28 protein-coding genes and 1 tRNA gene are annotated in these 26,957 nt (G+C 51.2%); 16 read left to right on the forward strand and 13 right to left on the reverse strand.

Features of this window, described 5'->3' with window-relative positions; all coding sequences use genetic code 11:
- Positions 1-12: 12 nt before the first annotated feature.
- Positions 13-360, reverse strand: a complete 348-nt coding sequence (locus tag B152_RS0109920) for a hypothetical protein (protein ID WP_020592266.1) — start codon at positions 358-360, stop codon at positions 13-15.
- Between the two features lie 4 nt (positions 361-364).
- Positions 365-712, reverse strand: coding sequence for a hypothetical protein (locus B152_RS0109925; RefSeq protein WP_020592267.1), 348 nt, complete (start codon positions 710-712; stop codon positions 365-367).
- Between the two features lie 162 nt (positions 713-874).
- Here B152_RS0109925 and B152_RS0109930 point away from each other — a divergent pair, with 162 nt between their 5' ends.
- On the forward strand, positions 875-1,474 hold the full coding sequence (locus B152_RS0109930) for a DUF1415 domain-containing protein (protein WP_020592268.1): 600 nt from the start codon (positions 875-877) through the stop codon (positions 1,472-1,474).
- A 45-nt stretch (positions 1,475-1,519) separates the two neighbouring features.
- Here B152_RS0109930 and B152_RS0109935 read toward each other — a convergent pair whose 3' ends face one another.
- Positions 1,520-3,307, reverse strand: a complete 1,788-nt coding sequence (locus B152_RS0109935; RefSeq protein WP_211212182.1) for an SLC13 family permease — start codon at positions 3,305-3,307, stop codon at positions 1,520-1,522.
- Positions 3,308-3,544: 237 nt separating this feature from the next.
- Between B152_RS0109935 and B152_RS0109940 the strand changes: the two genes are divergently transcribed.
- The 4 genes from B152_RS0109940 to chrA all read left to right on the forward strand — a co-directional run bounded on the left by B152_RS0109940 (position 3,545) and on the right by chrA (position 7,593).
- Positions 3,545-4,003, forward strand: coding sequence for a deoxycytidylate deaminase (locus B152_RS0109940; protein ID WP_026261443.1), 459 nt, complete (start codon positions 3,545-3,547; stop codon positions 4,001-4,003).
- Between the two features lie 96 nt (positions 4,004-4,099).
- The gene (locus B152_RS0109945; RefSeq protein WP_020592271.1) at positions 4,100-5,251 is read left to right on the forward strand and encodes an Acg family FMN-binding oxidoreductase; all 1,152 of its coding nucleotides are present in this window, start codon (positions 4,100-4,102) and stop codon (positions 5,249-5,251) included.
- A gap of 172 nt (positions 5,252-5,423) precedes the next feature.
- Entirely contained in the window at positions 5,424-6,254 is an 831-nt protein-coding gene (locus B152_RS0109950; RefSeq protein WP_020592272.1) for a chromate resistance protein ChrB domain-containing protein, read from the forward strand.
- The gene (gene chrA, locus B152_RS0109955; protein ID WP_020592273.1) at positions 6,247-7,593 is read left to right on the forward strand and encodes a chromate efflux transporter; all 1,347 of its coding nucleotides are present in this window, start codon (positions 6,247-6,249) and stop codon (positions 7,591-7,593) included. Before B152_RS0109950 ends, chrA begins: the two co-directional genes overlap by 8 nt.
- A gap of 96 nt (positions 7,594-7,689) precedes the next feature.
- Here the strand turns inward: chrA and hutI are convergent, their stop codons facing one another.
- The 3 genes from hutI to B152_RS25295 form a co-directional block, all read right to left on the reverse strand.
- Entirely contained in the window at positions 7,690-8,904 is a 1,215-nt protein-coding gene (hutI, locus tag B152_RS0109960; protein WP_020592274.1) for an imidazolonepropionase, read from the reverse strand.
- Positions 8,905-9,118: 214 nt separating this feature from the next.
- Positions 9,119-9,544: a DUF983 domain-containing protein gene (locus tag B152_RS0109965; RefSeq protein ID WP_051083014.1), complete on the reverse strand. Its 426-nt coding sequence runs from the start codon at positions 9,542-9,544 to the stop codon at positions 9,119-9,121.
- A gap of 49 nt (positions 9,545-9,593) precedes the next feature.
- A complete protein-coding gene (locus B152_RS25295) occupies positions 9,594-10,187 on the reverse strand; it encodes a pentapeptide repeat-containing protein (protein ID WP_020592276.1) in 594 nt (197 codons plus the stop codon).
- Between the two features lie 416 nt (positions 10,188-10,603).
- On the opposite strand from B152_RS25295, the gene B152_RS23225 reads away from it, so the two are divergent.
- The 3 genes from B152_RS23225 (at position 10,604) to B152_RS23230 (ending at position 12,904) form a co-directional block, all read left to right on the forward strand.
- On the forward strand, positions 10,604-11,056 hold the full coding sequence (locus B152_RS23225) for a response regulator (RefSeq protein WP_020592277.1): 453 nt from the start codon (positions 10,604-10,606) through the stop codon (positions 11,054-11,056).
- Positions 11,057-11,133: 77 nt separating this feature from the next.
- Positions 11,134-11,436: a PilZ domain-containing protein gene (locus B152_RS25805; RefSeq protein WP_157231027.1), complete on the forward strand. Its 303-nt coding sequence runs from the start codon at positions 11,134-11,136 to the stop codon at positions 11,434-11,436.
- A 190-nt stretch (positions 11,437-11,626) separates the two neighbouring features.
- Complete coding sequence (locus B152_RS23230) at positions 11,627-12,904, forward strand: MFS transporter (RefSeq protein WP_020592279.1); 1,278 nt, start codon at positions 11,627-11,629, stop codon at positions 12,902-12,904.
- Between the two features lie 9 nt (positions 12,905-12,913).
- Here B152_RS23230 and B152_RS23235 read toward each other — a convergent pair whose 3' ends face one another.
- The gene (locus tag B152_RS23235; RefSeq protein WP_020592280.1) at positions 12,914-13,741 is read right to left on the reverse strand and encodes an amino acid ABC transporter permease; all 828 of its coding nucleotides are present in this window, start codon (positions 13,739-13,741) and stop codon (positions 12,914-12,916) included.
- A 289-nt stretch (positions 13,742-14,030) separates the two neighbouring features.
- Between B152_RS23235 and B152_RS0109995 the strand changes: the two genes are divergently transcribed.
- Entirely contained in the window at positions 14,031-14,717 is a 687-nt protein-coding gene (locus B152_RS0109995) for a cupin domain-containing protein (RefSeq protein WP_020592281.1), read from the forward strand.
- 43 nt (positions 14,718-14,760) lie between these two features.
- Here B152_RS0109995 and B152_RS0110000 read toward each other — a convergent pair whose 3' ends face one another.
- Complete coding sequence (locus tag B152_RS0110000; RefSeq protein WP_020592282.1) at positions 14,761-15,342, reverse strand: sigma-70 family RNA polymerase sigma factor; 582 nt, start codon at positions 15,340-15,342, stop codon at positions 14,761-14,763.
- Positions 15,343-15,717: 375 nt separating this feature from the next.
- On the opposite strand from B152_RS0110000, the gene B152_RS23240 reads away from it, so the two are divergent.
- The 5 genes from B152_RS23240 to B152_RS0110025 all read left to right on the forward strand — a co-directional run bounded on the left by B152_RS23240 (position 15,718) and on the right by B152_RS0110025 (position 20,866).
- The gene (locus B152_RS23240) at positions 15,718-16,443 is read left to right on the forward strand and encodes a DUF4126 domain-containing protein (RefSeq protein ID WP_020592283.1); all 726 of its coding nucleotides are present in this window, start codon (positions 15,718-15,720) and stop codon (positions 16,441-16,443) included.
- Between the two features lie 173 nt (positions 16,444-16,616).
- Positions 16,617-17,801: an acyl-CoA dehydrogenase family protein gene (locus tag B152_RS0110010; protein WP_020592284.1), complete on the forward strand. Its 1,185-nt coding sequence runs from the start codon at positions 16,617-16,619 to the stop codon at positions 17,799-17,801.
- 2 nt (positions 17,802-17,803) lie between these two features.
- The gene (locus B152_RS0110015) at positions 17,804-18,985 is read left to right on the forward strand and encodes an acyl-CoA dehydrogenase family protein (protein WP_020592285.1); all 1,182 of its coding nucleotides are present in this window, start codon (positions 17,804-17,806) and stop codon (positions 18,983-18,985) included.
- A gap of 26 nt (positions 18,986-19,011) precedes the next feature.
- Complete coding sequence (locus B152_RS0110020) at positions 19,012-19,833, forward strand: enoyl-CoA hydratase-related protein (RefSeq protein ID WP_020592286.1); 822 nt, start codon at positions 19,012-19,014, stop codon at positions 19,831-19,833.
- 52 nt (positions 19,834-19,885) lie between these two features.
- A complete protein-coding gene (locus B152_RS0110025) occupies positions 19,886-20,866 on the forward strand; it encodes an NAD(P)H-dependent flavin oxidoreductase (RefSeq protein WP_020592287.1) in 981 nt (326 codons plus the stop codon).
- A 671-nt stretch (positions 20,867-21,537) separates the two neighbouring features.
- Here B152_RS0110025 and B152_RS23250 read toward each other — a convergent pair.
- Positions 21,538-23,127 (reverse strand): PAS domain-containing sensor histidine kinase, encoded by a 1,590-nt coding sequence (locus tag B152_RS23250; protein ID WP_020592290.1) that lies wholly within the window; start codon positions 23,125-23,127, stop codon positions 21,538-21,540.
- A 301-nt stretch (positions 23,128-23,428) separates the two neighbouring features.
- A complete protein-coding gene (locus B152_RS0110045) occupies positions 23,429-24,070 on the reverse strand; it encodes a MarC family protein (RefSeq protein ID WP_020592291.1) in 642 nt (213 codons plus the stop codon).
- Positions 24,071-24,308: 238 nt separating this feature from the next.
- Here B152_RS0110045 and B152_RS0110050 point away from each other — a divergent pair, with 238 nt between their 5' ends.
- Positions 24,309-24,680: a DOPA 4,5-dioxygenase family protein gene (locus B152_RS0110050; RefSeq protein ID WP_020592292.1), complete on the forward strand. Its 372-nt coding sequence runs from the start codon at positions 24,309-24,311 to the stop codon at positions 24,678-24,680.
- Between the two features lie 85 nt (positions 24,681-24,765).
- The gene (locus tag B152_RS0110055; RefSeq protein WP_020592293.1) at positions 24,766-24,987 is read left to right on the forward strand and encodes a hypothetical protein; all 222 of its coding nucleotides are present in this window, start codon (positions 24,766-24,768) and stop codon (positions 24,985-24,987) included.
- Positions 24,988-25,111: 124 nt separating this feature from the next.
- Here the strand turns inward: B152_RS0110055 and B152_RS0110060 are convergent, their stop codons facing one another.
- From B152_RS0110060 to B152_RS0110070, 3 genes are all read right to left on the reverse strand, one after another.
- Complete coding sequence (locus tag B152_RS0110060; RefSeq protein ID WP_020592294.1) at positions 25,112-25,447, reverse strand: hypothetical protein; 336 nt, start codon at positions 25,445-25,447, stop codon at positions 25,112-25,114.
- Positions 25,448-25,574: 127 nt separating this feature from the next.
- Positions 25,575-25,940 carry a DHCW motif cupin fold protein gene (locus B152_RS0110065; protein ID WP_020592295.1) on the reverse strand — a complete coding sequence of 122 codons (366 nt, stop codon included), beginning with the start codon at positions 25,938-25,940 and terminating at the stop codon, positions 25,575-25,577.
- A gap of 346 nt (positions 25,941-26,286) precedes the next feature.
- Positions 26,287-26,362, reverse strand: a tRNA-Thr gene (locus B152_RS0110070).
- Between the last annotated feature and the right edge of the window lie 595 nt (positions 26,363-26,957).

Below are 26,957 nucleotides of genomic sequence, written 5' to 3' on the forward strand. Positions count from 1 at the left end.
AGCCTTTCTTATTTAATTCAGGCGTTTGGGGAAAAACAAAAGCAGGAATGAAAGAAAAGCCGAAACCACACTGTGCAGGGCAAAGAGGATCCAGATTCCGCCAGGAGGAACCGGCCATAAGCTGGCGATAAGGGACAGGGTTCCCAGGGCGAGGAAGGTTGAGGGAATAACCTCGATATCCGACTGGCGAACCCAGTCTTTAAATATGGTATAAATGGATAGTCCTATTGCGCCAAAGGCTTCCAGCTTGATCAGCCAGAGAATGCCTGACAGGGACCATTCGGTAAAAACACTCAATCCAAGAGCAAGAACGTGTAGTACTGGTGGGGCATAGGCAATGAACTTTTCGGTTCTGGTCATTGGATTAGAACATCCGCATCTGGAAGGTGAGAGCAAAGAGTGCCAGAGCCGCAGTGATCAAACTGTGCAGGATAAAGAGGATCCAGATCACAGTGCCGGGAACCGGACACCAGCTGACAAAAAAAGAAACAAGCCCGAGGATAAGGAAAGTCAGAGGAAATACCTCCGGAGCATAACCGTCAGGAAGATCTTCGATCAGGGTGTACGCTGACAGGAGGATTACTGTAAAAGCCTCTAGCCGTATAAGCCAGAGAATGATCACCAGGGACCAGCCGCTAAAGGCGCTGAAACCAAAAGTGAGGAGATGCAGTGTCAAAGGGACAAGGGCAATAAGTGTTTCTGTTTTTGGCATTTGCGTCCTGTTTCCTTTTGTGGTGCAACAGTAACATCATCAGGCAAGTTTACTATCGGTCGTCTGTCGATTTCTCGAGGTTCATTATTTTCAATTTTTTTTGAATTTATTCTCCGCAACATCTGCTTTGCACTGAATGGGTTCCAATCAAGGGCTTTAAGCATGACGGTGCATTCATCTGATAACCCGGGCTATCCTGAATATGCTGCTGAAAACGCCATGGAACTGACCAGGCTTTGGGTTGAGAAGATGGTGGTTGATCTCAATCTCTGCCCCTTTGCTGCACCGGAAGTCCAGAGCGCCCGTCTGAAATATGGACTTGTCGAGGCAGAAACCGAAGAAGGCAGTTATCAGGAGTTTCTTGAAGAGTTGTCGAAAATTGCAGGAGAACAGGAAAACGAGCACTCGACTTCTCTTGTAATTTTTAACCGGAGCCTGACAGACTTTGAAGACTTTCTCGATTTTTTGGACTTTGCCGAACAAGCTATTGACCAGAGCGGGTTGGGTGGTGTTTTCCAGTTGGCCAGCTTTCATCCGGCCTATTGTTTCGACGGAACTGATCCATCTGATCTGAGTAACTGGACCAACAGATCCCCCTTTCCGATGTTGCACATCATTCGCGAAGGGCAGATGAGCCGGGCACTGGCGAGTTACAGCAATCCCGACCAGATCCCCGAACGCAATATGGCACTGATGGAGAAGCTTGGTCGGGAAGGGCTGATCAAACGCTTCCCGCCATTACAGTTTTACTGGTTTGAGTAGTCTTGAGTGTCCCAGAGCAGGGTTCACAGCTGCTCCTCTGTTGCTCTATAGGGGCCAGAAAAACAGAATAGCAGGAATGGCAATGGCGATGACCAGCAGTTCCAGAGGCAGACCCATGCGCCAGTAGTCGCCAAAACGATAGCCTCCCGGCCCCATAATGATGGTATTGTTCTTATGCCCGATCGGGGTCAGGAAAGCACAGGAGGCAGCAACCGCGACACCCATCAGAAATGGGTCGGGTGCAGCACCAATGGCCTGAGCCACATCAACCCCGATGGGGGCGGCAATCAGGGCTGTGGCGACATTGTTCAGCAGATCGGACAACGTCATGGTGACGACCACCAGTACCGTCAGGATTGCCCAGGCAGGCCAGCCTTGTGTCTGGGCGACAATCAGTTCTGCAATGAGTTTGGTGCCACCTGAATTCTCCAACGCGATGCCGAGCGGGATCAGCGAGGCAAGCAGGACGATGACTTTCCATTCTACAGACTCATAGACCTCACGTCCGGAAATAATCCCCAGCCCGACAAAGGCAATGACACAACCTGCCAGAGATATCGGCAGATAGACCAGCCCTGCGACAGACAGGGCAATGGCCGCCATAAACAGTCCAATCGCCATAGAAGCTTTTTTGCGCTGGATGACCGTATGTTGTTTATCGGCCAGAGGCAGGACACCCATCCAGGCCGTGACTTCGGCCAGCTGTTCTTCTGGTCCAAGTAAAAGAACCACATCTCCGGTTCTGATTTTAAGTTTTCGGACCCGTTCACGGAAGCGTTTTCCTTGTCGGGAAACTCCGAGCAGGGTCACGCCATGACGAGAAAGCAGGCGTAACTCGTTACTTGAATGCCCTGAAACCCGGGCACCGTCCGGGACGATGGCTTCAAGCAGGGTCAGGGAAGAACTGGTCAGGCCGACTTCATGTTTGTCTTTGCCGGCATAGTTAAGTTTGGCCGCGCCAAGAAAGGCTTCAATGGATTTTGGGTCACCTTCAAGAACGAGGTGGTCATCCTTCTGAATTTCTTCATATCTGGCAAAGCCGGGTAATCGGCGGTTGGCTCTGACCAGACCAAGAATTGTCAGGTCATGTTCGCGTGCAAGGGGGTAAAGTTCGGTTATACGTTTGCCAATGGTATCCGAGCCCTCGGGGATTTCTGCCTCGGCAACGTAAAGTCCCGTATCTTCACCACTCTGGATTGTTGATGGCCGATCCCGTTGCGGGATCAGACGCCAGCCGATCAGGGCCACGAAAAGGATGCCACCGACAGCGACAGCAAGACCAACAGGCGCAAAATCGAACATGCCATAGCTTTCGCCCAGAACCCGCTCGCGGTACTGGGCAATCACAATATTCGGCGGTGTACCAATCAGGGTAATCATACCACCAAGGATGGTGGCAAAGGAAAGAGGCATAAGGCTGAGAGCGGCGGCCCGTTTGGCCTTTTCAGCGGCCTGGATATCCAGCGTCATCAAGAGGGCGAGAGCGGCGACATTGTTAATGATCGCTGACAGGGTGGCCCCGACAACAGACATGATGCCGATATGCAGGGGCAGGGGACGGTTTGACGAAAGGACAAAACCTGCGATCAGTTCCACAGCCCCAGAATTCATTAACCCGCGCGAGACGATCAATACCAGTGCGATGATGACGACAGCGGGGTGACCAAAACCAGAGAAGGCTTCGTTCGTTGTGACAAACCCGGCAACGACGGCAACAACCAGAGCGGAAAATGCCACAAGATCATAGCGGATCTTGCCCCAGATCAACATGACAAAAACGCAAGCAAACAGGGCAAAAAGAAAAATCTGGTCTGTTGTCATCCCGGTTGTCATCAACATGTCCTCTTCGGTTGAATTTAAACACTAAAACACCCGGCACGGGAAAATGACAGGACAAAGATCTGCTTGTATTTATGAATTTTGTCTGTTGAGCGATTGTCCTGGATAAAAGAACAAGGTTTTATGATGGACTGGGGTGTGGGATGGGCTATGCTCCATTTCCGGGATAATGGTCAATCAAAGATTTTGATCGGCAGGGGCTATTTTTTCAGAGACAAGAGGACGCAGAAAATGTCGGAAAAATGGGATGCCCGTTATCTTAAACTGGCACGCGAGATCGCCAGCTGGTCCAAGGATCGTTCGACGCAGGTCGGTGCCGTGATCATTCTTGAGGACAATACGCCAGGCCCTTATGGTTTTAACGGCTTTCCCCGCCTGGTGGATGACAATGCCGATGAACGCCATGCGCGTCCGCTGAAATATGACTGGACCGAGCACGCCGAGCGCAATGCGATTTTCCATGCGGCCCGTGTCGGGGTGCGTCTCAGCGGCGCAAGCATCTATGTGACCCATTTCCCCTGTCCGGACTGTTCCCGGGCGATTATCCAGAGCGGGATCAAGGAGATCATCGTCGATGAAAAAAGCAAAAGTGATCCCGACTTTGCCGAACGCTGGGGCATGATCAAAACCCAGGAAGAAATGTTGCGTGAAGCTGGTGTGAGCTGGAGATTTGCAGCAGTTCCGGTGTAGCTCACCTCTTTCTTTTTTGATTGAAAGCTCTTGATCGTTTGCGTGCAAACAATGTGGATTAATGCGGCAGTAGATATTCAGGGAAGTGAATTGGTCATGCAAAGAGGTCGTCGTAAGTTTCTGAAGGTTATCGGTGGCACGAGCGTAATTCTGGCTGCGGGAGCCGGAGGCTGGGTTGCGACACGCGCCCCGGAAAGGGCACGACTGCCCTGGACAGAAGCAGGGCGTGTTTATGCCGATCCGATGCGGAATGCTTTGTCCTATGCAATCCTGGCTCCTAATCCTCATAACCGTCAGCCTTGGCTGGTGGATTTAAAATCTGATACTGAAGCGACGCTTTTCTGTCAGCTGAATCGTCTCCTGCCCGAAACAGATCCCTTTAATCGGCAGATAACAATCGGTCTGGGCTGCTTTCTGGAAATCTTTGGCATTGCCGCTGCGGAAAGCGGCTATCGGGCAGAGATTGATATCTTTCCCGAAGGCAGCAATGCCAGGACACTGGATGCTCGGGCAATTGCCCATATCAGACTTGTCGAGGACACAACGCAAAAGAAGGACCCGCTTTTTACAGCCATCCTCAATCGACGGACCAACCGTACCGTTTTTGATGAAACCCGCAACATTGCCCAGTCCGATCTTGATGCGATTGACCGCTCCGGGCGCGGAGCTGTCCGTGTCTCTGTCCTGAATGATGCCAGGAGCATCGCCAGCCTCAAGGAAATCGGCTGGCAGGCGTCGCTGGTGGAAACGAAGACCCCCGAGAAACATGGTGAAAGTGTGGGCTTGATGCGTATCGGTAAAGATGAGATTGAAAAAGCACCTGATGGTATCTCACTTGGAGGTCCGTTTCTGGAGGTGGCGAACAGAATTGGTTATGTGACCCGTGAAAGCCTGGCTGATCCTGCGAGTGGGGCTTTTGCCGAAAGCCTTGACTATATGAGACCGCTCAATGAAACAGCCGGGGCATTTATTATTCTGGCGACTGCAGAGAACAACAGAGTGAGCCAGATTGAAGCCGGTCGAGACTATGTAAGGGCAAATCTGACGGCAACAGTTCTGGGGATCAGTATGCAGCCTCATAGTCAGGCCCTGCAGGAATATAACGAGATGAAGGATCTCTATCGCAGAATACATGCTGCCTTTGCTGAAGAGGGGGAGACGCTGCAAATGCTTGCCCGGATCGGTTACGGCACGGCTGTACCACCAGCGCCACGCTGGGCACTTGATACGCGGATTGTTGCCGGGTGACGTCACCAGAGTCCTATTCTCTTTTTTCCAGTCCTAAACTCGTTCTGGCCTTCGCATTGACAGCAAAAGAATTTCAGGCTTTTATAAAGGCATGGGGGCAGCGAACACCCCGTGAGGCGACAGCCCAAGATTCGCGTCCGTAACAATCTCTTAAAACAAGGGAGGACGCCTGATGTCGTCACCAACCGAAATTACCGTTGCCCAGCTTTCCCGTCTTATTGGTACCCCGAATGCTCCTGTGCTGATTGATGTCCGCATTGATGAGGATTTTGAGGATGATCCCCGGTTTATTCCCGGGGCTTTCCGGCATGGTTTCCGGGAGATTGAAACACTGGCTCCCCAGCTTATGGGGAAATCCGTTGTTGTTGTCTGTCAGAAAGGCCTGAAGCTGAGCCAGGGCGCAGCTGCGCTTCTGCGTCACCATGGGGTGAACGCGGAGAGCCTGGAAACAGGGACACTTGGCTGGAGTGCCGCAGGACTGCCGAGCGTTCCGGCAAAGTCTATTCCGACGCGTACAGCAAAGGGCAATACGCTCTGGGTCACCCGTTTACGGCCAAAAATTGACCGTATTGCCTGCCCTTGGTTGATCCGGCGTTTTGTTGATCCTTCGGCCCAGTTTCTTTTCGTGGTGCCCTCTCAGGTCGAAAGTGTGGCGGAAAAGTTCGATGCCACTCCTTTTGATGTTGATGGAGTATTCTGGAGCCACAGGGAGGAATACTGCACTTTTGACACAATGGTTGAAGAGTTTGGCCTTGAAATTGAAGCTCTGAAAAATCTGGCGACGATTGTGCGGGGAGCAGATACCAACCGGCATGATCTGGCTCCCGAGGCTGCCGGATTGCTGGCAGCGTCTCTGGGGCTTTCCAGAATGTATCGTGATGATTTGGCTCAACTGGAAGCAGGAATGCTGCTTTATGATGCCTTCTATCGCTGGGCACGGGATGCCACGGCTGAAGGGCACGACTGGCCCGCAGCAACAACAAGGAGTCAGGAACGTGACTGACCATAGCCTTGACGGGGCGGGCAATAATTCCAGCTCGATTGCTTCCGATGATACTCTGTATGATCCAATTACCTTATGGGAAGCGATCAAGATCTGGTTCCAGATTGGCATCCTTTCTTTTGGCGGACCAACAGCCCAGATTGCGCTGATGCACCGGGTGATTGTGGACGAGAAAAAATGGCTGACTGAGTCCCAGTTTCTCAATGCTCTGAGTTTTTGCATGCTGTTGCCGGGACCGGAAGCCATGCAGCTGGCGACCTATGCAGGTTGGAGATTGCACGGGGTTGCCGGTGGACTTGCAACCGGGTTGCTGTTTGTCTTGCCGGGGGCTTTTGTCGTTTTGGCCATGGCTGCAATCTATGCCGCCTTTGGTTCGGTGCCTTTTGTCGAAGCCCTGTTTTTCGGTATCAAGGCGGCTGTACTGATTATCGTTCTCGAGGCCCTGTTGCGGATCTCCCGCAAGGCCCTGAAACATACAGAACACTGGATTATTGCCGGGATTTCTCTGGTGGCGATTTTTTTCTTTGCTCTGCCTTTTCCCCTGATTGTTTTCCTTGCCGGGTTATACGGTTTTCTTCGCAGCAAAAAGAGCGGGTTACCAGAAGATCTGGTCCATATCACTGTGAAACCGCAAGCCACAGTGCGAACAGTTTTGCTCTGGCTGGCGATCTGGCTTCTACCATTGATTCTGTTGTCTTCCTATCTTGGTGAGGGGGCAATTCTTGGGCAGATCGGCTGGTTTTTCTCGAAACTGGCGGTGGTGACCTTTGGCGGGGCTTATGCTGTGCTGGCCTATATGGGGCAGGATGTGGTGCAGAACCACGGCTGGCTGACGGCCGGACAGATGATGGACGGGCTGGGATTGGCAGAAACCACACCGGGCCCGCTTATTCTGGTGACAGAGTTTGTCGGTTATCTTGCAGCCTATCAGCAGGTAGAAAGCCTGTCCTGGCTTGCGGGACTGGGCGGTGCGCTTGTGGCGCTTTGGGCAACCTTTGCGCCCTGTTTTCTCTGGATCTTTGCCGGAGCCCCTTACATTGAATGGATCGGGTCCCAACCCCGTCTCAAGGGAGCACTGTCAGCAATTATTGCTGCAGTTGTCGGGGTGATCCTGAATCTTTCCCTCTGGTTTGCCCTGCATGTGTTTTTTGCCGAGGTTAGCCTTGAAAAGATTGGGCCGATCCAGCTCTGGATGCCAGATCTGGCAACGCTGGATATTTATGCTGTTGCTCTGGCATTTATCTCCGGATTGCTGTTGCTGAGGTTGCACTGGTCTATTCCAAAAGTTCTGGTTGTTTCCTCTATCTTGGCTCTGGCGATCAGCTATGCGCCGTTGTAAAGAGCGCTAATAGTAAGAACAAAGGCCCGCTTTGATCCTGCAGGGCCTTTGTTTTGTATCTTGTTCAGACAAGTATCTGGGGCATGGCTCACGGCTTTACTGGATGATGATTTTTCCGGCCTGAACCAGCTGCTGCAATGGATTATAGCCGATGTAGTAAGAAAGAGCGGCGGGAGAGGAAATATCCCAGATAGCGAAATCAGCAGACTTGCCAATAGCAAGCGAGCCGTGTGTATCTGAGATCCCCAGCGCTTTTGCCGCGTTGAGTGTGACGCCGCGCAGGGCCTCGGTTGGTGTCATGCGAAAGAGGGTGCAGGCCATATTCATGGACATGAGCAAAGAGCAGCAGGGAGAAGAGCCGGGGTTCATATCTGTTGCGACAGCCATGGGCACGCCGTGTTCGCGGAAAGCCGCAATGGGAGGGACCTGGGTTTCCTTAAGGAAGTAGAAAGCGCCGGGCAGGATTACAGCAACCGATCCGGCCTCGGCCATTTCCCTGACCGACTGTTCCGAAGAGTATTCCAGATGATCGGCAGAGAGCGCGCCATAACGGGCGGCAAGACCTGCGCCGCCGAGATCGCTCAATTGGTCTGCGTGGAGCTTCAGATCAAAACCAAGTTTTTGGGCGGCCTTGAACAGCTTTTCGATCTGCGCCGGATTAAAGGCAATACCTTCACAAAAACCGTCAATGGCATCCGCCAGATTGAGTTCCTTCAGCACGGACAGCTTGTCGATTACCGAGTTGATATAACCATCGCCGTCCCCGTGGAATTCCTCTGGAACCGTATGCGCAGCAAGATAGGAAGTCTGCACCTTGATCGGCAGATGCTTTTCGATTTCACGGGCAACGGTGAGCTGTTTGCACTCATTTTCCCAATTCAGGCCATAGCCGGATTTGACCTCGATAACGGTGACGCCTTCTGACTGGAGTGCCGTCGCGCGTTTGAGGGCTGCAGAAAGTAGCTCCGCTTCACTGGCTTCCCGGGTTGCCTTTACAGTAGACCGGATACCACCGCCAGCTCGGGCAATTTCTTCGTAGCTTGCCCCTTCCAGACGCAGGTTGAACTCTTCAATCCGGTCACCACCATGGACAATATGCGTATGGCAATCAATCAGACCGGGGGTGACCCAGCTGCCATTGAGGTCATAAATTTCTTTTGCCAGCTTTTCCGGAGGATCTTTCAGTTCGGAGAAGGGGCCAACCCAGATGATTTTTTCGCCCTGGCAGGCAATGGCGCCATCCCTGATAATACCAAGGCCGTCATCCTGTAGTGTGCAGAGGTGACAATTGATCCAAAGGCTATCCCACATATCGTGCTCCAAGAAATCCTGTATCCGTTACGTATTGTATATACAACTTCGTGAGCCGGGAAAAGGAAATATCAATGCCAGATCTGTCAGGCAGACAGGATAATAAAATATGCGGCTGAAAACCGTATAGAGGCTTGACCAGGCTGGTGTCTTTACTTGCCTGGTATTTTCCTCATGTTCCCGGTGGTACAGAGCTTTCAGGTGAGCACAGTATTTATTTTGCCACCGGATAGCGCTTTTCGTCTTCAAACATTTTAAGTGCCCAGAGCACACCAAGAACACCGCCCTTGATGAAGGGAAGAAAGGCAAGGGTAAGGGCCAGGGTGAGCGCGGGCCAAATCGCGACATGGGTCCAAAGGGAAGGAGACCAGGCCTGTTCGCTCCACATCACTGCCGGGACCACAATGTGTCCGACAATCATAATGGTGAAGTAAGGAGGGATATCATCGGCTCTGATGTGGCCAAGTTCTTCACCACATACTGCACATTCATCTTCAACCGTCACATACTTCCGAAAGATATTTCCTGTTCCACAACAGGGACATTTTCTGCGCAGGCCCCGTTTAAGGGCCTGGAATGCAGATCTTTCTTCCGGTGCAGAGGCGGCGAATTCCCCAGAGTCTTGTTTGTTTTCGCTCATATCTTCCACAGCAGAGTTTATCGAGTGCTGCGGCTTGCAGCCCCAGACTTTATTCTTTCTTACAGGAGAGGGCCTTGTGCAGGGCAGTAGGCGAAATGACGCACCCCATGAGGTTTGCCCGCCAAAGATCAGCGCCTTCAAGCTTGGCATCAGTGAGGTTGGCGCCACGCAGGTCAGCATCACTCAGATCAGCGCCGGACAGGTCAGCCCCTTTAAGGTTTGTACCGTACAGGCTGGCGCGTACCAGATTGGCGTTAACAAGATTGGAACCGCTCAGATCAGCGCCACTGAAATCAGCGCCGGCCATATCAGCATTTTCCAGTTGGGATTTGGGGATAACCATGTCTGTCAGGTTGAGATTATTCAGATTCGCCCGCGCACCTTTCGAGGAATCTTTCATCCAGACATGATGTTCGGACAGGACTCTTAACATCTCCCGGGCCTTGGCAGATTTTTCGCGCGCCATATTTTCCTGAATTTCGGACTGGTCTTCCAGTAACGTATCATTCGGCAGTTGGGACAGCATATACTGTACCCGAAGCTGACGCTTAGCATCGTCAAGATTTTTGGCTTCTATTTCCCCGGATTCAACGCGCGCCATGGGTGCGGGCTGGATCTGATATTTGTAAGTCCTGAGGCTCATTTACCACTCCCTGAAATTCTTGTTTCCAAGAGACTATCGGAAACGGGGTGAGGTTACGACAAATTCCTAAACAAAATATGCACAGGCTGCTGATTTTCATTTCAAAATTAATTAAAATTTTAACTACCACAATTTATGGATAAAAATATTTTCATATTAATTTCCCGCAATAGATGTGCTCATGAGAGGGAATGTTTTTTTATTTTTATTTAATAACATGTAGTTAGGTTTTTATTTGATAGATGGGTTTTCAAAAAAACTGATATTTTAGCTCGAATACAACCTAGTCAGTAGGAGAATTTTAACACTCCGGAGTCATAAGTGAATGCAGTGTACAGACACAAACTGAAACCGTTGGGCCACGAGAATCCCTTCAGGTTTTTTCTTGATATAGAGTTCAGAGAATTAGGGGTGAAATGGTGCCTTGGACAAAGGACGACTGGGCCAATCTGCGGATCGTTGTGGTTGACGACAGCAAGGCTGTACGTTCGATGATGAATCTGATGCTTCGATCACTGGGTGTTGGCGAAGTCCTGTTGTATGAGACAGTTGCTGAAGCAATGGAATCTATTGCCGTGCAACCGCCTGATCTGGTTATTTCCGACTATTTTATGGTGCCGGAAACCGGGCTCGATCTTCTGCAGCGCCTGCGTGATTCAAGTGATGCCCTGACCCGGGAGCTTCCATTTTTAATGATGAGTGGATATGACAATGCAGGTGGGGTCGATGAGCTGGAGAGGCAGTCTATTTCCGGTTTTATGCCCAAACCTGTAACAGCAACTCTGGTACGTGATTACATTATATCGGCCTGTTCACAAAGAATAGCTGTTGGCCTGTTCCAGGATAAAGAATATAGAAACCTTATGTAATCTACACTGTTCCGAGGCGCTGTAGAGTTTGTGGTAATGAGGGTAAAGTTTTGTATCAAGAGTTCTCTCAGGTTTCGTTGAAACGTTTGACAAATCGTCGACAGGGGCCTCGTCATGCGGCGTTGCCGGATACCAGAGTGTCCCTGACAGTTCTGGATACCTGTTATGATTGCGAGGTTCTTGATCTTTCATCCTGCGGTGCCCGCCTGAAGCTGGAAACCAAGATCCCTGTGGGCAGCGTTATTGAGCTGAGCCACGATCAGTGTGGTTCCCTCTACGGGACGGTAAAATGGAACTCCCGCCATGAAGTCGGGCTGGAGCTTAATCCTGGTGTGGCGCGGTTGTTGGTCCGTTATAGCACCCCCAAGAACCTTTTATAACCTCTTCTTATTCCAGGTTATCATACCAGGCTTTCCCCGGAGAGTGCGTCCTTCCGACATTTCTGTTTGGTCTGGACTTAAGCAATATATCTTCATACTTTTGCAAGGGGATGCTGTCAGGCTGACGGTATAAGGCCCTGACTTTGTTATTGTGTTCTTTCCCTGACCACGGGCACCTTCCGGAGGTTTCATGTTCCGTACCCTTTCTTCGCTGGTTAGTCTTTTTCTGGCGACGGCCATCCTTGTCATGGGCAATGGTCTGTTTTCGACCTTGATCGGGGTGCGGGCATCCGCTGAAGGCTTTGCCAACGAAACCACGGGCTGGGTCATGGCGGCCTATTTTTTTGGTATTATGAGCGGCGTTTTCCTCTGCCGGAAGATGGTTGCAAGTGTTGGGCATATCCGGACTTATGCAGCCCTTGCAGCGTTGATGTCGATATTGCCGCTGCTCCATGCCTATTTTGTCGACCCTCTTGCCTGGGCTTTGTTTCGCTGTCTGGCAGGGATAGCGATCTCGGGCCTGTTCATGGTTACGGAAAGCTGGATCAACGAACGTGCAGATAATGCCATACGAGGGCAAATCCTTGCTTTCTATATGATTACCTATTACGGCGGGTTGGCTGCCGGACAGTTTCTTCTCAATCTGGCTGCACCAACCGAGGTCTCGCTTTTTGTCCTGATTTCTGCTCTCTTTTCTCTGGCAATTGTTCCAGTTGCCCTGACCCGTTCCGAACAGCCAGCGCCTGTACCCAAAAAGTTGAGCTTTGGGTTGAAGGATCTTTATCGCCTTTCTCCTTTGGGGACGGTTGGAGCCGCTGCGGCGGGGATGACCAATGCCTCGTTTTATTCCATGGGGCCTATCTTTGCCGCGGAGATTGGCTTGGGAACCGAAGACATAGCCCTGTTTATGGGTGCTGCGATTATTGGCGGACTGATCCTGCAGTGGCCTTTTGGCCGGATGTCTGATCGCTTTGACCGACGTTATATGATCATGGGCGTTGCCAGCGGAATTTTTCTGGGCTGTATCGGGGTGATTTTTGGTTCCGGGCTGGGGGGGATTCTGGTTTTTGTCTCTGTCGCGATTTATGGTGGTGCTGCCTTTGCCCTCAATCCGATTACCGTCGCTCATGCCAATGATTTCCTTGAAAAGGATCAGCGGGTCAATGCAGCTGGCGGACTAATGATTGTTTACGGAATTGGTGCGATGTCGGGCCCGGTTATTGCCTCTTTCATGATGGGGAAATTCGGTTCTTCCGGACTGTTCCTGACCACGGCAGCAGTCCAGGTTATTCTGGTTCTTTTTGCGCTCTATCGAACTTTCGTTCGGCAAACGATTGTACGGGCGCTTCGCGTCCCTCTGGTGCTCTTTTCCCCTGCCAGCTCAACCGTGATTACGGATATGGTGCAGGAAGAGCAGGAGAAGCTCAGGGAAAATCGTTCGTCGGACGGTTCGGAAGAGATTCGATAAACTCTGCCACTAATTTTGAGGGGCAGCGCCTTGCGCCCCCTTTGAAGATGTCGCTTCACGGGGCGGATGGTTTTGTTTCTCCTCGCTGGCTTGCAGACGCTTTTCGACTTTGCGGATGGCATAGGCAACCAGAAGGATCAGCAACAGGTATTCGAGAATAAGAAAACTGTAGATCTCAAGGGGGCGGTATTCATTGACACTGAGTTCATTGGCCCGGCGGGTGAGGTCGCTGTAGCCAATTACGGAAACCAGGGACGACATTTTCAGCATATAGACAAACTGGTTTCCCAGGGGTGGGATGATGCGTCTAATTGCCTGGGGCAGAATGATCAGACGCATCTTTTGAAAATAGCTCAGGCCCATACTGTCCGCGGCTTCGTGTTGTCCGATCTCGATTGACTGTATCCCTCCGCGAAATATCTCAGCCTGAAAGGCACTGTCGCAAAGGGCAAGGGCAACTATTCCGGCCATGATAACCGACATTTCCAGCCCCAAAATTACTGGTAATCCATAGTAAATCCAGAGCACCATGACCAGTACCGGGATCGAGCGGAAGATAGATACATATCCCAGATTAAAGGCTAGAAAGACTTTGTTGCGCGATAGCCCCGGGAGGCTGATGGCGAGACCAATCAGCATGGACAGGAATATGGCGATAACCGAAATTTTTATGGTCCCCCATAACCCGCCAATAAGAAAAGAGATATTATCCCATCCCTGAGCTGTGCTGGGGTCAATAACGTGCCAGCCCCAAGTATAGCTTCCCTCACAGCCAGAAAGAAACAAGGGAAGAAAAAGGAACAGCCAGATCCTGCGGAGAGAAGGGGAAAGGGTCATGGGAACTTAAAGGTCTCGCCTGTTAGGATGAGCCGGCCTGAGGCATCTGCCGGGATAATGTTATGTTCTATATTGGTCCAAGATGGTGCAAGATCAATTTCTCTGTTATATTGCCTGGAAGGTGATTTGTTGAACGATTTTACTGTGCCTTTCAATCCCAGACACATTTCTGTGATCCAAAAGCCGGTTTGCAACGTATAAAAAGTTAAGATTAAAACCAGCTTTGACCGGTAGAAAATGGCCAGGAAGCAAGCCGTAACACAAACCGGGATAACAAGGGAATAAACTCATGACAGGCATCATCTCCGGATCTGCCACACAAGAAGATGTGGTGGCGGTAGAAGTTCCTCGGTTACATCCTTCCGGTGAAAACCTGATTGACTATGTCTCGGGTAGTATTGAGTCCGGGCTGGCCCTTTTTATATCAAGCCACTTGTCTCTCTGTTCTGAGTGCCGGGAAGAGATTGTCCGTCTTCAGGCTCTTGGCGGTGCCCTGTTGGAAAGATTGCCCGTGACTGATCTTCCTGACGGGATGGAAGAACGTATGATGGCCTTGCTGGATTCAGAAAAGGTTTCTGCCGAGATTACGCCTTTCCCAAGAGGACGTTCTGGTGGGAAAGAGTTGCTTCCGGCACCTGTGTATCAGGTTTTGTCAGGCAATCTTGATGATCTTGACTGGAATGTCAATGAAAGCGAAGGGCGCTCAACAGTAGCTTTACCCCTGAAATCGGCCCGTATTTTTTTGCTGAAAGTTGATTCTGGCAAAGCTGCCTTTTCAGGAAAAATGGCACGGCAGACAGGGCTGGTTCTTATTTTGAGCGGCGCGCTTGAAAGTGAACAAGAACAACTGTGCGCAGGTGACATTCGGGCTCTCGCTGATATAGGCGAAGAGTTTTATGCCGGAACTTCATCTGCACTGGCTTATTGCCTGGTTTTATTAGGGCAGGAAGACATCTGTCCGGAAAATATAGGCTGACAAGTCAAGCTGATGAATGTGTCAGATATTTGTATGTTATCCCTTATCCCTTAAACTGGAAAAGACTGTGCCCCAAAGTGCGGCGCAGTTTGTTGATGGCCAGCCTTAAGCGCGACTTTACCGTTCCAAGAGGCAAGTTCTCCAGCAGGGCAATTTCTTTATGGGTCAAGTCATCATAAAAAGCGAGCTGGAGCAGTCGGGATTGGTCTTCCGGAAGACTCTCGATGGACTCACGCAACAGGGCTTCAACTTCCTGATGTTCAATCTCCTGATCCTGACCAGGAGCGAGGTCTACCTGGTTTTCTATTTGGTTTTGATCGAAAGAGGCAAGTTTCTGTCGACGGAAACGGTCTATCCGGCGGTTTCGTGCGATGGCGAAAACCCAGCTTGAGACATAGCTTTTATCGGGATTGTAGCTTCCGGCCTGTTGCCAGAGACTGAACATAACATCCTGAACCAGACCTTCGGTGTTTTCTTCATCCGTGCCGAGTTTGCGCATATAGGAAATGAGACGGGGGGCAAAATGCCTGAAGAGTCTGGCAAAAGCATCCCGATCTCTGGATCGGGCTACCAGAGCCATTAATTCGGCCTGTTCAGTGGCGCTCAGGCTATCTTGGTCTTCCATTGCCAACGCATTTAACTCCCTCAGCGTGGTCTAAATTCACTCTACACCAAATTTCACCGGGATGTCTGCTTCAACTCATTACTGCGGAATTTTTGATAACCGGCTCTTGAATTCAATGTATGAATGGAAAAGAGCAATTTTAAGGTTATTCTGTGACTGTCATCCAGATTTTCTGGATATTCCGCGCGATAATCCCTCCATAGTTGTCTGGTGAACTTATCATCCGGCTGTCGAAACCTGTCTCTTAATTTGGACAGGATTACCTTTGTTTACAAGCTTGGTATTTTTACGAATGTTGTTTTTAGATCATAAGCCCCAATATAAATACAGTTCGTTAATTTCTTTTGAAAGACGTGGTTCCTTTTCGTTTGGGAGATGATCTTGTCGTTGTTCGAGGTCCTGATTTTGTCTTCAGCCCTTGCCTGGGCCAGTGGTATAAATCTGTATGCTACCGTGGCGTTCTTGGGAATTCTTGGGGCCAGCGGACAGGTGGATTTGCCCGCGAACCTTGCATTTGTGCAGCATCCCGCTGTGATCATGATTGCTGTTTTTCTCTATTTCATTGAATTTATTGTCGATAAAATACCGACCCTCGATTCCGTCTGGGATGCCGTGCACACCTTCATTCGTATCCCCGCAGGAGCCTTTCTTGCCGCAGGGTTATTGGAGAGTGCAGGCGGGGAAACCCAGGCCTTGGCCTTCCTCTTGGGAGGAGGGCTTGCTGCTGTCAGCCATCTGGTCAAAAGTGGCAGCCGGGCAGTACTTAATACTTCTCCTGAGCCTGTGACCAACATTATGGCGTCTGTTGCTGAAGATATCATGGTGATTGGCGGTCTGATCATGGCCTTTATGTCCCCGTCGATTTTTGCTGCTTTTCTGGCTCTGTTCCTGTTGTTGGCAATCTGGTTGATTCCGAAAGTCTATCGTGGCCTGCGCGGGCTGTTCCGTTTTATGTCAGGACAGTCCGGGAAAAACAGCACAAACCCCGGAGTTGGCAGAGCAGACTGGTCATTCGGGAAGAAGACCGATCTCAAAAGCGGGGAACTGTTCCTCAGGCTTTCTGGAAAGCCGGGGAAAGATGATAACACTCCTCTGGAATGAAGGGCCTCTCAAGGCAGTTTGTTTTCTTATTGAACAGCCGTTTAGCAATTTGTATGATTCTTGTCGGATAAGGTATTATTTTTTAGTCTCCCTCGTGGTTTTCTTTCAGACTGAACATGCCGTAATTTCAAAGTGCGTGGCGAGGCACAGTCCTGAGTGACGGGGAATAATCAATGGATATGAAATTTAGCGCCGAAGCAGAGGCTTTTCGTGACGAAGTAGGTAATTTTGTTGCGGATAATCTGCCCGACGACATTCGTCATAAAGTCGCCCAGGAAGAAATGATCCTGCCCCGTGAGATGATGGTGCGCTGGCACAAAATTCTGGGGCAAAAGGGCTGGAGCTGTCCATCCTGGCCGAAAACCCATGGTGGTGCAGGCTGGAGCGATGAACAGCATTACCTGTTCGAGCGGGAAATTGCCCTCTCTGACGCTCCCCGTCCCATCCCTTACGGCGTTGTCATGCTGGCGCCCTGTCTGCTGGAATTTGGCACGCAGGCACAGCAGGAAAAGTTTCTGCCGGGCATACTTTCCGGGGATGAACTCTGGTGTCAGGGTTTTTCCGAGCCGAATGCCGGGTCGGATCTGGCCTCGCTCCAATGCCGGGCGGTAGCCGAAGGGGACAGCTATATCATCAACGGTTCGAAGACCTGGACCAGTGAAGCCCATATTGCCGACGGAATGTTTGGTCTGTTTCGCACCGACAGTTCCGGGCGGAAACAACAGGGGATCACCTTTTTGATGATCGATATGAAAACGCCGGGAATTTCAGTGACGCCCCTGATGACCTTTGAAGGGACGCACGAGGTCAACCAGGTGTTTTTCGATAATGTGCGCGTGCCCTTTGCCAACCGGATCGGTGAAGAAAATCAGGGTTGGTCCATTGCCAAGTATCTGCTGGGGCTGGAACGCTTTGGCACAGCAGAGGTCGGTCGTTCCCTTGCCAGTCTGGCACGTTTGAAGAAACTGGCAGCTGCCCTTGCTGTCGATGAAGGACGTTTGAGTGACGACCCGGATTTCATGTCCGAAGTTGCCAGAGCCGAGATTGCCCTGCGCGCGCTGGAAGTGACCGAGCAACGCTTTCTCTTTGGTCCGGGCGGATCAGATGCGATGGGGGCCGAAGCTTCCATGCTGAAAATTCGCGGTACCGAAATCCAGCAGGATATTCTTGAACTGACCCATCAGGCATTGGGCTATGCCGGACAGAGAGGGCAGGATAGCAGACCTGTCCTGCAAATTGCAGGGATAACCTCGGGAAAAGCCGCCATGGCTCACTTCAATTTTCGCAAGACCTCGATCTATGCCGGGTCCAACGAGATCCAGAAAACCATCATCGCCAAAGCAGTATTGGGGCTCTAGTCATGGACTTTACCTTTACCGAAGAACAGCAACTGTTCCGCAATTCCACCCGGCGCTTTCTCGATGAACAGTATGCCTTTGAAAAACGGGCCGGGATTCTTGAGCAACCGCACGGCTATCAGGAAAGTCACTGGCAGAACTTTGCCGAGCTGGGCTGGCTGGCCATGCCTTTTGCCGAGCAATACGACGGGCTGGGCGGAAGCCCGATCGAGACTATGATCCTGATGGAGGAAATGGGCCGTAGTTTGCTGACCAGCCCCTATCTGGCGACGGTGGTGCTGGGTGGCGAGATTGTTGCTGCCGCGGGCAGCGAAGAGCAAAAGTCAGCGCTTTTGCCCCAGGTCGGGGCCGGAGAGCTTAAACTGGCTTTGGCCTTTGCCGAACAGGGGGGAGGCTATGACCTGACCCAGATCCGGCTGCGGGCAACTAAGAATGAAACCGGCTATCTGCTCGAGGGGAGCAAAACGACGGTGTTCCATGCGGGTGTGGCAGACAAGATCATTGTCGCGGCCAGAAACGCGGGTCGGGCGGGGGAGCGCGAAGGTGTCAGTCTGTTCCTGCTTGACCCCGATGCCGCAGGACTACAGGCCCGTTCTTACCGCACCCAGGATGGAGGTTCTGCCAGTGATCTGGAGTTTAAAGCGGTGCAGGTGCCCGAAGAAGCCCTTCTGGGGCAGGAAGGGCAGGGCTTTGTGCCGCTGCAGTGGGTTATTGCCAAGGCGGCTGTCGCACTTTGTGCTGAGGCTGTCGGCACCATGTGGGCGATTTCTGAACAGTCCGGGGACTTCTTGCGGACAAGAGAACAGTTCGGGCAGAAGCTCGGGTCTTTTCAGGCGCTGCAACACCGTCTGGTCGATGTCTATATGAAATGCCAGCTCAGCCAGTCCCTGGTCTATGATGCTGTCTGTGGGTTGGACCAAGAGGCGGATCAACAGGGCGGTAAACCTTTTGGGCCAGAGCTGATGCGTAAAATCTGCGCCGCGAAATATCAGGTTGGGTTGGACGCAAGATCTGTTGGGCAGGAAGGTATCCAGTTCCATGGCGCGATGGGCATGATGACCGAACTGCCGATCGGTCACTATTATAAACGGATTACCGCGATTAACAGTACCTTTGGCGATCCGCGCTTTCATTTGCGGCGTTATCGTGAATTGATGAGACAAGATCAGGATAAAGCAGCCTGATAACAGAACGGGACAGGGAAAGAGTAATGAGTGAAGAGCTGGTTTTAACCCGGGCACATGGACGGGTTCTGGAGATTATTCTCAATCGTCCTCCTGCCAATGCGATCAACCGGGCCATGAGCCGGGCGATCTATGCCGCCTTGCGCGAGTTACAGGATAACCCGGGCTATTCTGTCGGGGTGATCCGCGGGCAGGGCGAACGTATTTTCTGTGCAGGCTGGGACCTGAAGGAAACTGCCGGAGAAGGTGGGATCAACCTTGAGCTGGAAAATGATCCCGAACAGGGGCATGGACCAGGGGGCTTTGCCGGTATTACCGAATTTCACGATCTGACCAAACCCGTTATCGCGGCGGTAAACGGAGCAGCCGTTGGTGGTGGCTTCGAAATCGTTCTGGCTTGCGACATGGTGGTGATGGCCGACCATGCCTTTTTCTCGTTGCCGGAAATGCAGCGCGGCATCTTGGCTGATGGTGGCGCGGTACAGAAGCTCCCCAAAATAATCCCGCCCAATGTGGCAAAAGATCTTTTGTACAGCGGGCGCCTGATGGAAGCCGAAGAAGCCTTGCGCTGGGGACTGGTCAGCAAAGCTGTTCCTGTGGCGGAGTTGGAAAGTACAGCACTGGAACTGGCACAGGAAATAGCACAGGGGGCGCCACTTGCCCTTGAGGCTCTGAAAGAAGTCCTGGCCTATGTTGACGGGATGTCTGCCCGGGAAGCCATGGATCGGGTCAAGGGCGGCGGCGACTGTGATTGCCCGATCTATCACCGCATGGTTTCTTCTGAAGATGCCGTTGAGGGAATCAGTGCCTTTGCCGAAAAACGCACACCGGTCTGGAAGGGACGATAGATTGTGTGAAGCATAGAATTTTGAGTCTTGATAAAGCTTCTGAGAAAATTTGATGAGTGAAGCCGCCTTCAAAACCCGGATCACGGATTTACTTGGAATTCGCTACCCTGTCCTCTGTGGCGGGCTGTTGCATCTGGCGGATGCCAACTACGTTGCAGCCGTGGTCAACGCCGGGGCCATGGGATTTATCTCGGCCCTGACCTTTTCCGATCCGGAACAGCTGCGCGATGAAATCCGCAAGTGCCGGGACTTGACCGGGGGGAAGCCCTTTGGCGTTAATCTCTATATCTCTGCCCGCCCGGATGCCAATGACCGCCTGATCCCGCTGATGTCTGTGGTGCGCGAAGAAAGGGTTGCGGTGGTAGAAACCGCGGGCGGTTCTCCGGCAAATATTGTTCCCCTGATGAAAGAAGCCGGGATCAAGGTGATCCACAAGGTGCCCGCGGTTCGTTTCGCCCTCTCTGCAGAACGCGCGGGGGTGGATGCGGTTATTCTGGTCGGGGCCGAAGGTGGCGGCCATCCCGGCTATATGATGGTTGGCACGATGGTGCAGGGGGCCAGTGGCCCGCAAAAACTTTCGATCCCGGTGGTGCTTGGCGGTGGCATTGGTCATGGCAGTCAGTTGACTGCAGCTCTGGCGATGGGCTGTGAAGGTATTCTGATGGGAACGCGGATGCTGGTGTCTGAAGAAATCCGGGCGCACCGGGACTATAAACAACGCATTGTGCAAGGCGACGGACTGGATAGTCTGGTTGTGCTGACCAGCTTTAAAAACCATCACCGGGTCCTGCACAATGAAACCGCAGAAGCTGTGGCTGAACTGGAACAGCAGGGGAATCGGGACTATGCCGATTATGCGGATCTGCTTTCCGGCAGCAAAGCCCGGGCAGCCTACGCGTCAGGCGATACGCGGGAAGGGTTGCTCGATTACGGCCAAAGCGCCTGTTTCGCCGGGCAGGTCGAACCTGTTGCCGCGATTCTCGAGCGGTTTATTGCGCAGGCGGATTTGGCCTTAAAGCGTTTAACATCATAAAAGTGACAGAGGTTTCCGTTACTCTTGATCAATCAATTTTTTTTAACTTTATAATTTGAGCTATTATCTGAAGCGACAGGAGCAGGCATGAAAAACATTCAGGTTATTGATGGCGCTGAAAACTGTACATAGGATATATTTTCAATTGAAGATGAAATGTTTCAGGTGGTTTTTCCAAACTCTCAGGATGTTGAGTTTATTGAAGACTTACACGAGCGTACCGGAGAAGAAAAGCTGTTGGAGATTTAACACCTGTATGGAAGATGCCTGTTAAGAAGAAAGACGTAATTGGCATTCATGGAACACTTTTTTATCAGCTTGAACGGAAAAAGAAATATTACCCAACCAAAAAAGAGGCGGAAATGAAACCGCGATCTCAGGCCTAATCGTATGAGTGAAAAATCAGGGACCAGTTCGAAAACTGGTCCCCAGTCATAAGAGGCATGTGTTGGTCCAGAACACGAAAGGTTCAAGACACCCTGCCCGGTAGGCGCAGGGCTTTTCAGACCACATGAAGCCTGAAAGAACTTTTGTTGACAGAGGTTTAACCTGTCAGAGCAATATCCTGTAAGCTGACGCATACTGCCACCAGTTTATGGAAATCATTTGCACTGGATGTCGTCGTACTTGTCTCCGGACGACGGCTCAGCTCGAGAGCCGTCGTTCTGCCCTCAACCTGTCTGGGACAGGATATTCTGGGGAGACAGGGTCAGTTGAGGCGGAAAATCCAGGACCACGACAGTGCCTTGTCCAAGGGTACTCTCTATCGAGAGGGTTCCCCCGTGCAGCTCGACGAAAGAGCGGGATATCGACAGACCGAGGCCACTTCCTTCATGATTACGGGTTTTGCTTTCGGCAACCTGGGCAAAAGGCTCCAGGACACGGGACAGATTTTCTGATGCGATGCCGATCCCGCTATCCTGTACTCTGATTTGAAGACCACCCTGATGACCGAGTTTCGCAGATACAGTAACCTGGCCGTCTGCATCGGTGAACTTGATGGCATTGGTCAGAAGATTGAGAACAGTCTGTTTGGTTTTCAGCCGATCAAGCGAGATTTCCGGAAGCTCTGGCTCGCTTTCAAGCTGCAGGGTGATCCCGGCTCTGTCACTGCGTTCCCGCAGCAGCGAGATGCAATCATTGAGCAAGGGAGAAATCTGAACAGCTTCAGGTTCCAGAATGGCATTTCCCAGTTCGATTTTTGACTGGTCAAGAATGTCCGAAAGCAGTTCCAGAAGCAGATTGCTCGAGTGATGAATAGCCTCGGCATATTCGGTATACTTCGGGCTGGTGTGTTTTCCGAACATTTCGGCCATCAGGATGTGGGAAAAGCCGATCATGGAGTTAAGTGGCGTACGGAGTTCATGGCTCATATTGGCCAGGAATTCGGATTTCGCCCGGCTGGCCAGTTCGGCCGTTTCCTTGGCCCGCAGAAGCTCGTATTCAGACTCTTTGCTGGTCGTGATATCGCTCTGAACCGAAACGAAACCGAGACCCGGGACCCGGCGATCCGTCGTCTGTATCCAGCGGCCATCCCTGAGCTTGACGGTAAAGGAGCCTTTCAATTCCCGGCGATAGGCCGCTTTTCGTTCCAGAAAATCTTCCCCGTCCTCATCGCCGATGGCGACATTGCCATTGGTGATATCAATCCGCCGGAGTTCCTGAAAGTGTACTCCTGGCCGTGCCTGTTCTTCGCTGTAGCCATACATATCACGGAAATTCTGGTTACAGATCACCAGCTTGCCGTCGTTGTCATAGATGACAAAGGCTTCGGCAATGGAATCTACTGCATCCAATAGAGTGTTCTGGGCCTGATATTGTTCTGAAATATCCTGGATGGTGTTGAGGATACAGGGGCGGGCGAAACCTTGCGGATCTACAAGGCGGGTTTTGGACAGCAGGACCTGACAGTCAACACCGTCTGCCCGGCGCAGCGACAGCTCGATTGTCCGGGCAGTCCCTGTTTCCAGAACCTGTGTATCGAGGGCCGGAAAGCTGGAGTGGCTGATGGTTGTCTGCAGCAGGGTTTCAATTTCCAGAGGATGATAGTGTTTGTCCGGAACATGCAATTCGTCGATATGAAAGTTTTCGCTGTGCAGCTCTTCCGGATCAGGGTTCCATTCTACCTGCGGATCAATGAAGGCATAGAAGGCCTTGTTACCAGAGATAAAACCCTGCTGGCTGTCGGAGATGAAAACCGGAAGAGGAAAGGCATCAAGTAAAGCCTGTTGTTCCAGCAAAAACGCTTCATTCTGTTTCAAAGTCGATCCTCATGAGGCTGGCTTGAACAACCTCTTCTTTTTTTCACGGTCCAGCTGAGGGGTTCTTCAGCAAGAACACAGCCCTGATCGAGAGATGTTTGTGCCAGGATGCAAAAAGCCCGATCCTGATTGTTATCCGGGTATTTGTTATCCGGTTATTTGTTATCCAGATTATTTATTATCTGGCTGTTTGTAGCAAAGAAAGGTTTCTAATTTACGAAGAACTATCAGTAATATAGGACAAATGCCATCTACTTTGAACGGCTCCTGGCTGGACTGACATCCGTCCTTCAGCCGGGATTTAGCCCAGAAGTCCGATTTTCAGTCCGTCGAGGATATACTGGACCGCAAGAGCAGCGAGGACAATTCCCAGAACCCGGGAAATGACATGAGTGATGGTATCGCCAACCAGTTTTTCCAGTCGCCCGGCAAGAAGAAACAGGATCAGGCAGAGACCGAGCACCCCGGCGAGCACAGCAAACACAACCCCTTGGGCCAGCAGGTCGTTTTTGTTGGCGCTCATCAGCAGCATGACCGAAGCAATGGCACCGGGGCCGGAAATCAGGGGGATCGCCAGGGGGAAGACAGAGATGTCTTCATGGGTTTTCTTGGCTCCCTTGAGTTCCCCTGCATTATGCTCGCGCCGTTGGGTACGTTTATCAAAGACCATCTCGAGCGCGATGATAAACAGCATAACCCCGCCCGAGATCCTGAAGGCCGAGAGACTGACACCCAGAAGATCCAGAAAACGATCACCGAAGAGGGCAAAAAACACGAGAATACAGCCCCCGATCAAGGTGCCTTTGAGAGCCATGCGCCGTTTGTGGGCGGCATTGCTGCCCTGGGTAAGGCCGATAAAGATCGGTAGCAACCCAAGCGGATCTATAATCACGAAAAGGGTAACAAAGGCTGTCAGAGCGATATCGAACAGGGCAGGTGTCATGGTCAAAATCCAGGGCTACGTATGATTGTGCCACAGGTGCCGCGGCAAAAGAGTGATTTGTTGCTGTTTCTTATACCCTAAAGCTCCCGGGGAATACAGTATGCTGTTGCTGTGCTAAAATGCCGATTGTCTTCGGGGAAGCAACAGTCTGGTGACAGATACAGCATGGACAAGTCCTGTCGTCCCGACCATCTTCAGGGAGAGGAACAGGATGGACAAATGAAGGGGAAGATTAGAAATGGGGCAACAAATTCAGGCAAAAGATTTCAATGATGCGATCGGTGTCGAGCTTGCTGATTTTCATCTGCATGTCTATTACGATGCAACGACGATTGAACAGGCCCGTCAGCTGTGCCTCGAGGCGCGGGAACGCTTTGATTTGAGAATGGGACGGATGCATGAACAGCTTGTCGGGCCTCACCCCCGCTGGAGCTGCCAGCTGTCTGTACCTCCGGAGCAATTTGGAGCTGTCCTGACCTGGTTTTCCCTTAGACGCAAAGGCCTGACACTTTTTGTTCATCCGGACAGTGGAGAGGCGCTGCGCGATCATCGCGATCACGCCATCTGGCTGGGGGAAATACTGGAACTGGATCTTTCGATCTTTTCCTGACTATCCACATCGTCTTTGTTATCGTATCATTTTTCCCGATACCAGAGCCGGGTACAAAGTCCGGTACTAAAGAGGGAGGGATGTTATGAACAAGTGTAACAAGTGCTTTTCAGAACGTGTGGTTCGGTATGAATTGTCACGACAGGATCTTGCCAGTACTGGCAGCTGGCATCTGGACAACGATGTCTCGAAATATCATCCCGAAGACATCCAGGAAGTTGAAGATAACGGCGTTCCTGTTGATCTTACATTGCATGTCTGCCTGAGCTGCAGCCACGTTCGGGGAACGGCGGCCAACCGCGAGTGATCAGCTCTGTGCAGTAATGTTTACCGATATTTGGCATAGGCTATAAAAAAGGACTGCTATTCCGAGAGGATAGCGGTCCTTTTATTTATTATCGCTTCTTGGTCTTGGTTTGTTGCCCGGGGGTTTAGTGATCCGAGGCTTCAAATTTTTCATCCAGACCGGTGTCATAGGCCAGCCCCTCTGGTGTCAGGGTCACAGGATAACCGGAATCCCGTACCAGCCCCTTGCGCGCCAGAGCAACCCAGACAGCAGGGTTGGCAAAACCGCTGGCTTCCTTGGCGGAAACGACGTAGGGCCCAACGTGGACATGGTCACCATGGGCATGGGGCAGGTGTTCCAATGTGACATCGCCGGAAGTATGAGCAGTCGAAAGACGCTCGTCTCGGGCGATAACCTGGGCCAGCACCAGGGTGCGCAGCTGCAGACTGTTGAGCTTCAGGGGGTTCTTCTTGGCTGGCATCTTGTTCTCCAGGATTGATATTTCATGACAAGGGCTAGCTGAATGAGTTGCCCAGTTCAAGAAGGATTATTCACAAAACATGCAGAACTGTCTGCAAGAGCATTACCAGGAGCATTTACCAATAACATTACAGCGAGGTTTCAGGGGGAAGCTGTAAAAAATCTCCATCGATAATCAGAAGTTTCACCCCCGTCTCAGTCACCGAGCGGTGCGAGCTGAGATTATCGGAGACAATATAGGTCATACCCTGATCAAGTTTAAAAGCTGATCCATCACTCATTTCACTGGTAAAACTGCCTTCGAGGCACTGGACGATGTGGCCTTTTTTACACCAGTGGTCGGCAATGTACCCTGTAGAATATTCAACAATCCTGATCCGCAGACCTTCATACTGCACAGTTTGCCAAGAGGCCATGCCGGTTTCACCCGGGTATTCGGTTTTGGGAACCTTTGCCCAGTCTATGGTCTGAAAAGGTATGTTGGAGGAAGGCATGGTCAGTTCTCAAATATGACAGGTGATTAAAGTTGCCTGAGAATAGCAGGAGTAGCCCTCTGTTTTTTGAGAAAACAGCGATCAGGACCTGTTCTGCTATTTTTGTTGATAGTCTGTAGAAAATCGCGAGCCAACAGAAGGACAATGGCAGACCAGGAACGCTTTTCTAGCCCAGATACACGACCAGATGGGCCGATATGAAGACGGTCGTATAAGGTTTGTGTCGTGATAGAGATGGCGGGGGATTGAGGGTGTTTTCAATAGTTAATCATGCATTGCATGAAAAACAGTTTGAAATGCTTCATGATACAATTGTGTTATAATATTGATATATAAGGAAGAAAAGTGGTGCCTCCACCAGGACTTGAACCCGGAACCCCCTGATTACAAATCAGGTGCTCTACCAGTTGAGCTATAGAGGCACTAAGGTCGACCACTTTTTTCTGTCTTTCTGGTCCGTCGTGACGGCCATCGTGGCGACGAGGCGGAACTTAGGGGATTCGATGAAATTACTCAAGAGGAAAAATGCAAAAAGTGAATTTTTTTTGATTTTTGGCTAAGACGCTGAAAGAAAATGAAGATATTCAAAGCTTTCAGGCATTATCTCCTATTGATGAAGCCGTCGATTATCGAAGGAACTGCATTGGAATCTGTCCCCTTGCAAGTTCGCAAAGAGATATCCGCAATCCAGAGGTGTTTCTGAGCCCGGGGGGGCGAGGTATGTACAAGGAAAAGCACAGACTGCCCTGTAGACAGACATCCCTGTATAGAGACAGCTCTTATCGCGAAGATCCTGAAGATTTAATCGGCTTTTTGAAGGGCATTTCTATTTATAGAGACCTCAGCAAAACTCTGACCTTTCCCTAGACTGATTGATTAAGTATTTTTTGGCTATGAAACAAAGCTTCAAAACACAACCCGCCCTTTTCGCGACACATGAGCTTTTGGACCACCCAGCGCTGAACGCGCTTGAGGGTATAGAAGGTTTGATCAACTGGAACGCGCTGGAGCCGTTGT

The sequence above is a fragment of the Kiloniella laminariae DSM 19542 genome (assembly GCF_000374005.1).
GTDB lineage: Bacteria > Pseudomonadota > Alphaproteobacteria > Kiloniellales > Kiloniellaceae > Kiloniella > Kiloniella laminariae.

Coding starts and splice junctions, on each gene's coding strand:
- B152_RS0109920 (WP_020592266.1), bottom strand. CDS start 360: ATGACCAGAACCGAAAAGTTCATTGCCTATGCCCCACCAGTACTACAC.
- B152_RS0109925 (WP_020592267.1), bottom strand. CDS start 712: ATGCCAAAAACAGAAACACTTATTGCCCTTGTCCCTTTGACACTGCAT.
- B152_RS0109930 (WP_020592268.1), top strand. CDS start 875: ATGACGGTGCATTCATCTGATAACCCGGGCTATCCTGAATATGCTGCT.
- B152_RS0109935 (WP_211212182.1), bottom strand. CDS start 3,307: ATGACAACCGGGATGACAACAGACCAGATTTTTCTTTTTGCCCTGTTT.
- B152_RS0109940 (WP_026261443.1), top strand. CDS start 3,545: ATGTCGGAAAAATGGGATGCCCGTTATCTTAAACTGGCACGCGAGATC.
- B152_RS0109945 (WP_020592271.1), top strand. CDS start 4,100: ATGCAAAGAGGTCGTCGTAAGTTTCTGAAGGTTATCGGTGGCACGAGC.
- B152_RS0109950 (WP_020592272.1), top strand. CDS start 5,424: ATGTCGTCACCAACCGAAATTACCGTTGCCCAGCTTTCCCGTCTTATT.
- hutI (WP_020592274.1), bottom strand. CDS start 8,904: ATGTGGGATAGCCTTTGGATCAATTGTCACCTCTGCACACTACAGGAT.
- B152_RS0109965 (WP_051083014.1), bottom strand. CDS start 9,544: ATGAGCGAAAACAAACAAGACTCTGGGGAATTCGCCGCCTCTGCACCG.
- B152_RS25295 (WP_020592276.1), bottom strand. CDS start 10,187: ATGAGCCTCAGGACTTACAAATATCAGATCCAGCCCGCACCCATGGCG.
- B152_RS23225 (WP_020592277.1), top strand. CDS start 10,604: ATGGTGCCTTGGACAAAGGACGACTGGGCCAATCTGCGGATCGTTGTG.
- B152_RS23230 (WP_020592279.1), top strand. CDS start 11,627: ATGTTCCGTACCCTTTCTTCGCTGGTTAGTCTTTTTCTGGCGACGGCC.
- B152_RS23235 (WP_020592280.1), bottom strand. CDS start 13,741: ATGACCCTTTCCCCTTCTCTCCGCAGGATCTGGCTGTTCCTTTTTCTT.
- B152_RS0109995 (WP_020592281.1), top strand. CDS start 14,031: ATGACAGGCATCATCTCCGGATCTGCCACACAAGAAGATGTGGTGGCG.
- B152_RS0110000 (WP_020592282.1), bottom strand. CDS start 15,342: ATGGAAGACCAAGATAGCCTGAGCGCCACTGAACAGGCCGAATTAATG.
- B152_RS23240 (WP_020592283.1), top strand. CDS start 15,718: ATGATCTTGTCGTTGTTCGAGGTCCTGATTTTGTCTTCAGCCCTTGCC.
- B152_RS0110010 (WP_020592284.1), top strand. CDS start 16,617: ATGGATATGAAATTTAGCGCCGAAGCAGAGGCTTTTCGTGACGAAGTA.
- B152_RS0110015 (WP_020592285.1), top strand. CDS start 17,804: ATGGACTTTACCTTTACCGAAGAACAGCAACTGTTCCGCAATTCCACC.
- B152_RS0110020 (WP_020592286.1), top strand. CDS start 19,012: ATGAGTGAAGAGCTGGTTTTAACCCGGGCACATGGACGGGTTCTGGAG.
- B152_RS0110025 (WP_020592287.1), top strand. CDS start 19,886: ATGAGTGAAGCCGCCTTCAAAACCCGGATCACGGATTTACTTGGAATT.
- B152_RS0110045 (WP_020592291.1), bottom strand. CDS start 24,070: ATGACACCTGCCCTGTTCGATATCGCTCTGACAGCCTTTGTTACCCTT.
- B152_RS0110050 (WP_020592292.1), top strand. CDS start 24,309: ATGGGGCAACAAATTCAGGCAAAAGATTTCAATGATGCGATCGGTGTC.
- B152_RS0110055 (WP_020592293.1), top strand. CDS start 24,766: ATGAACAAGTGTAACAAGTGCTTTTCAGAACGTGTGGTTCGGTATGAA.
- B152_RS0110060 (WP_020592294.1), bottom strand. CDS start 25,447: ATGCCAGCCAAGAAGAACCCCCTGAAGCTCAACAGTCTGCAGCTGCGC.
- B152_RS0110065 (WP_020592295.1), bottom strand. CDS start 25,940: ATGCCTTCCTCCAACATACCTTTTCAGACCATAGACTGGGCAAAGGTT.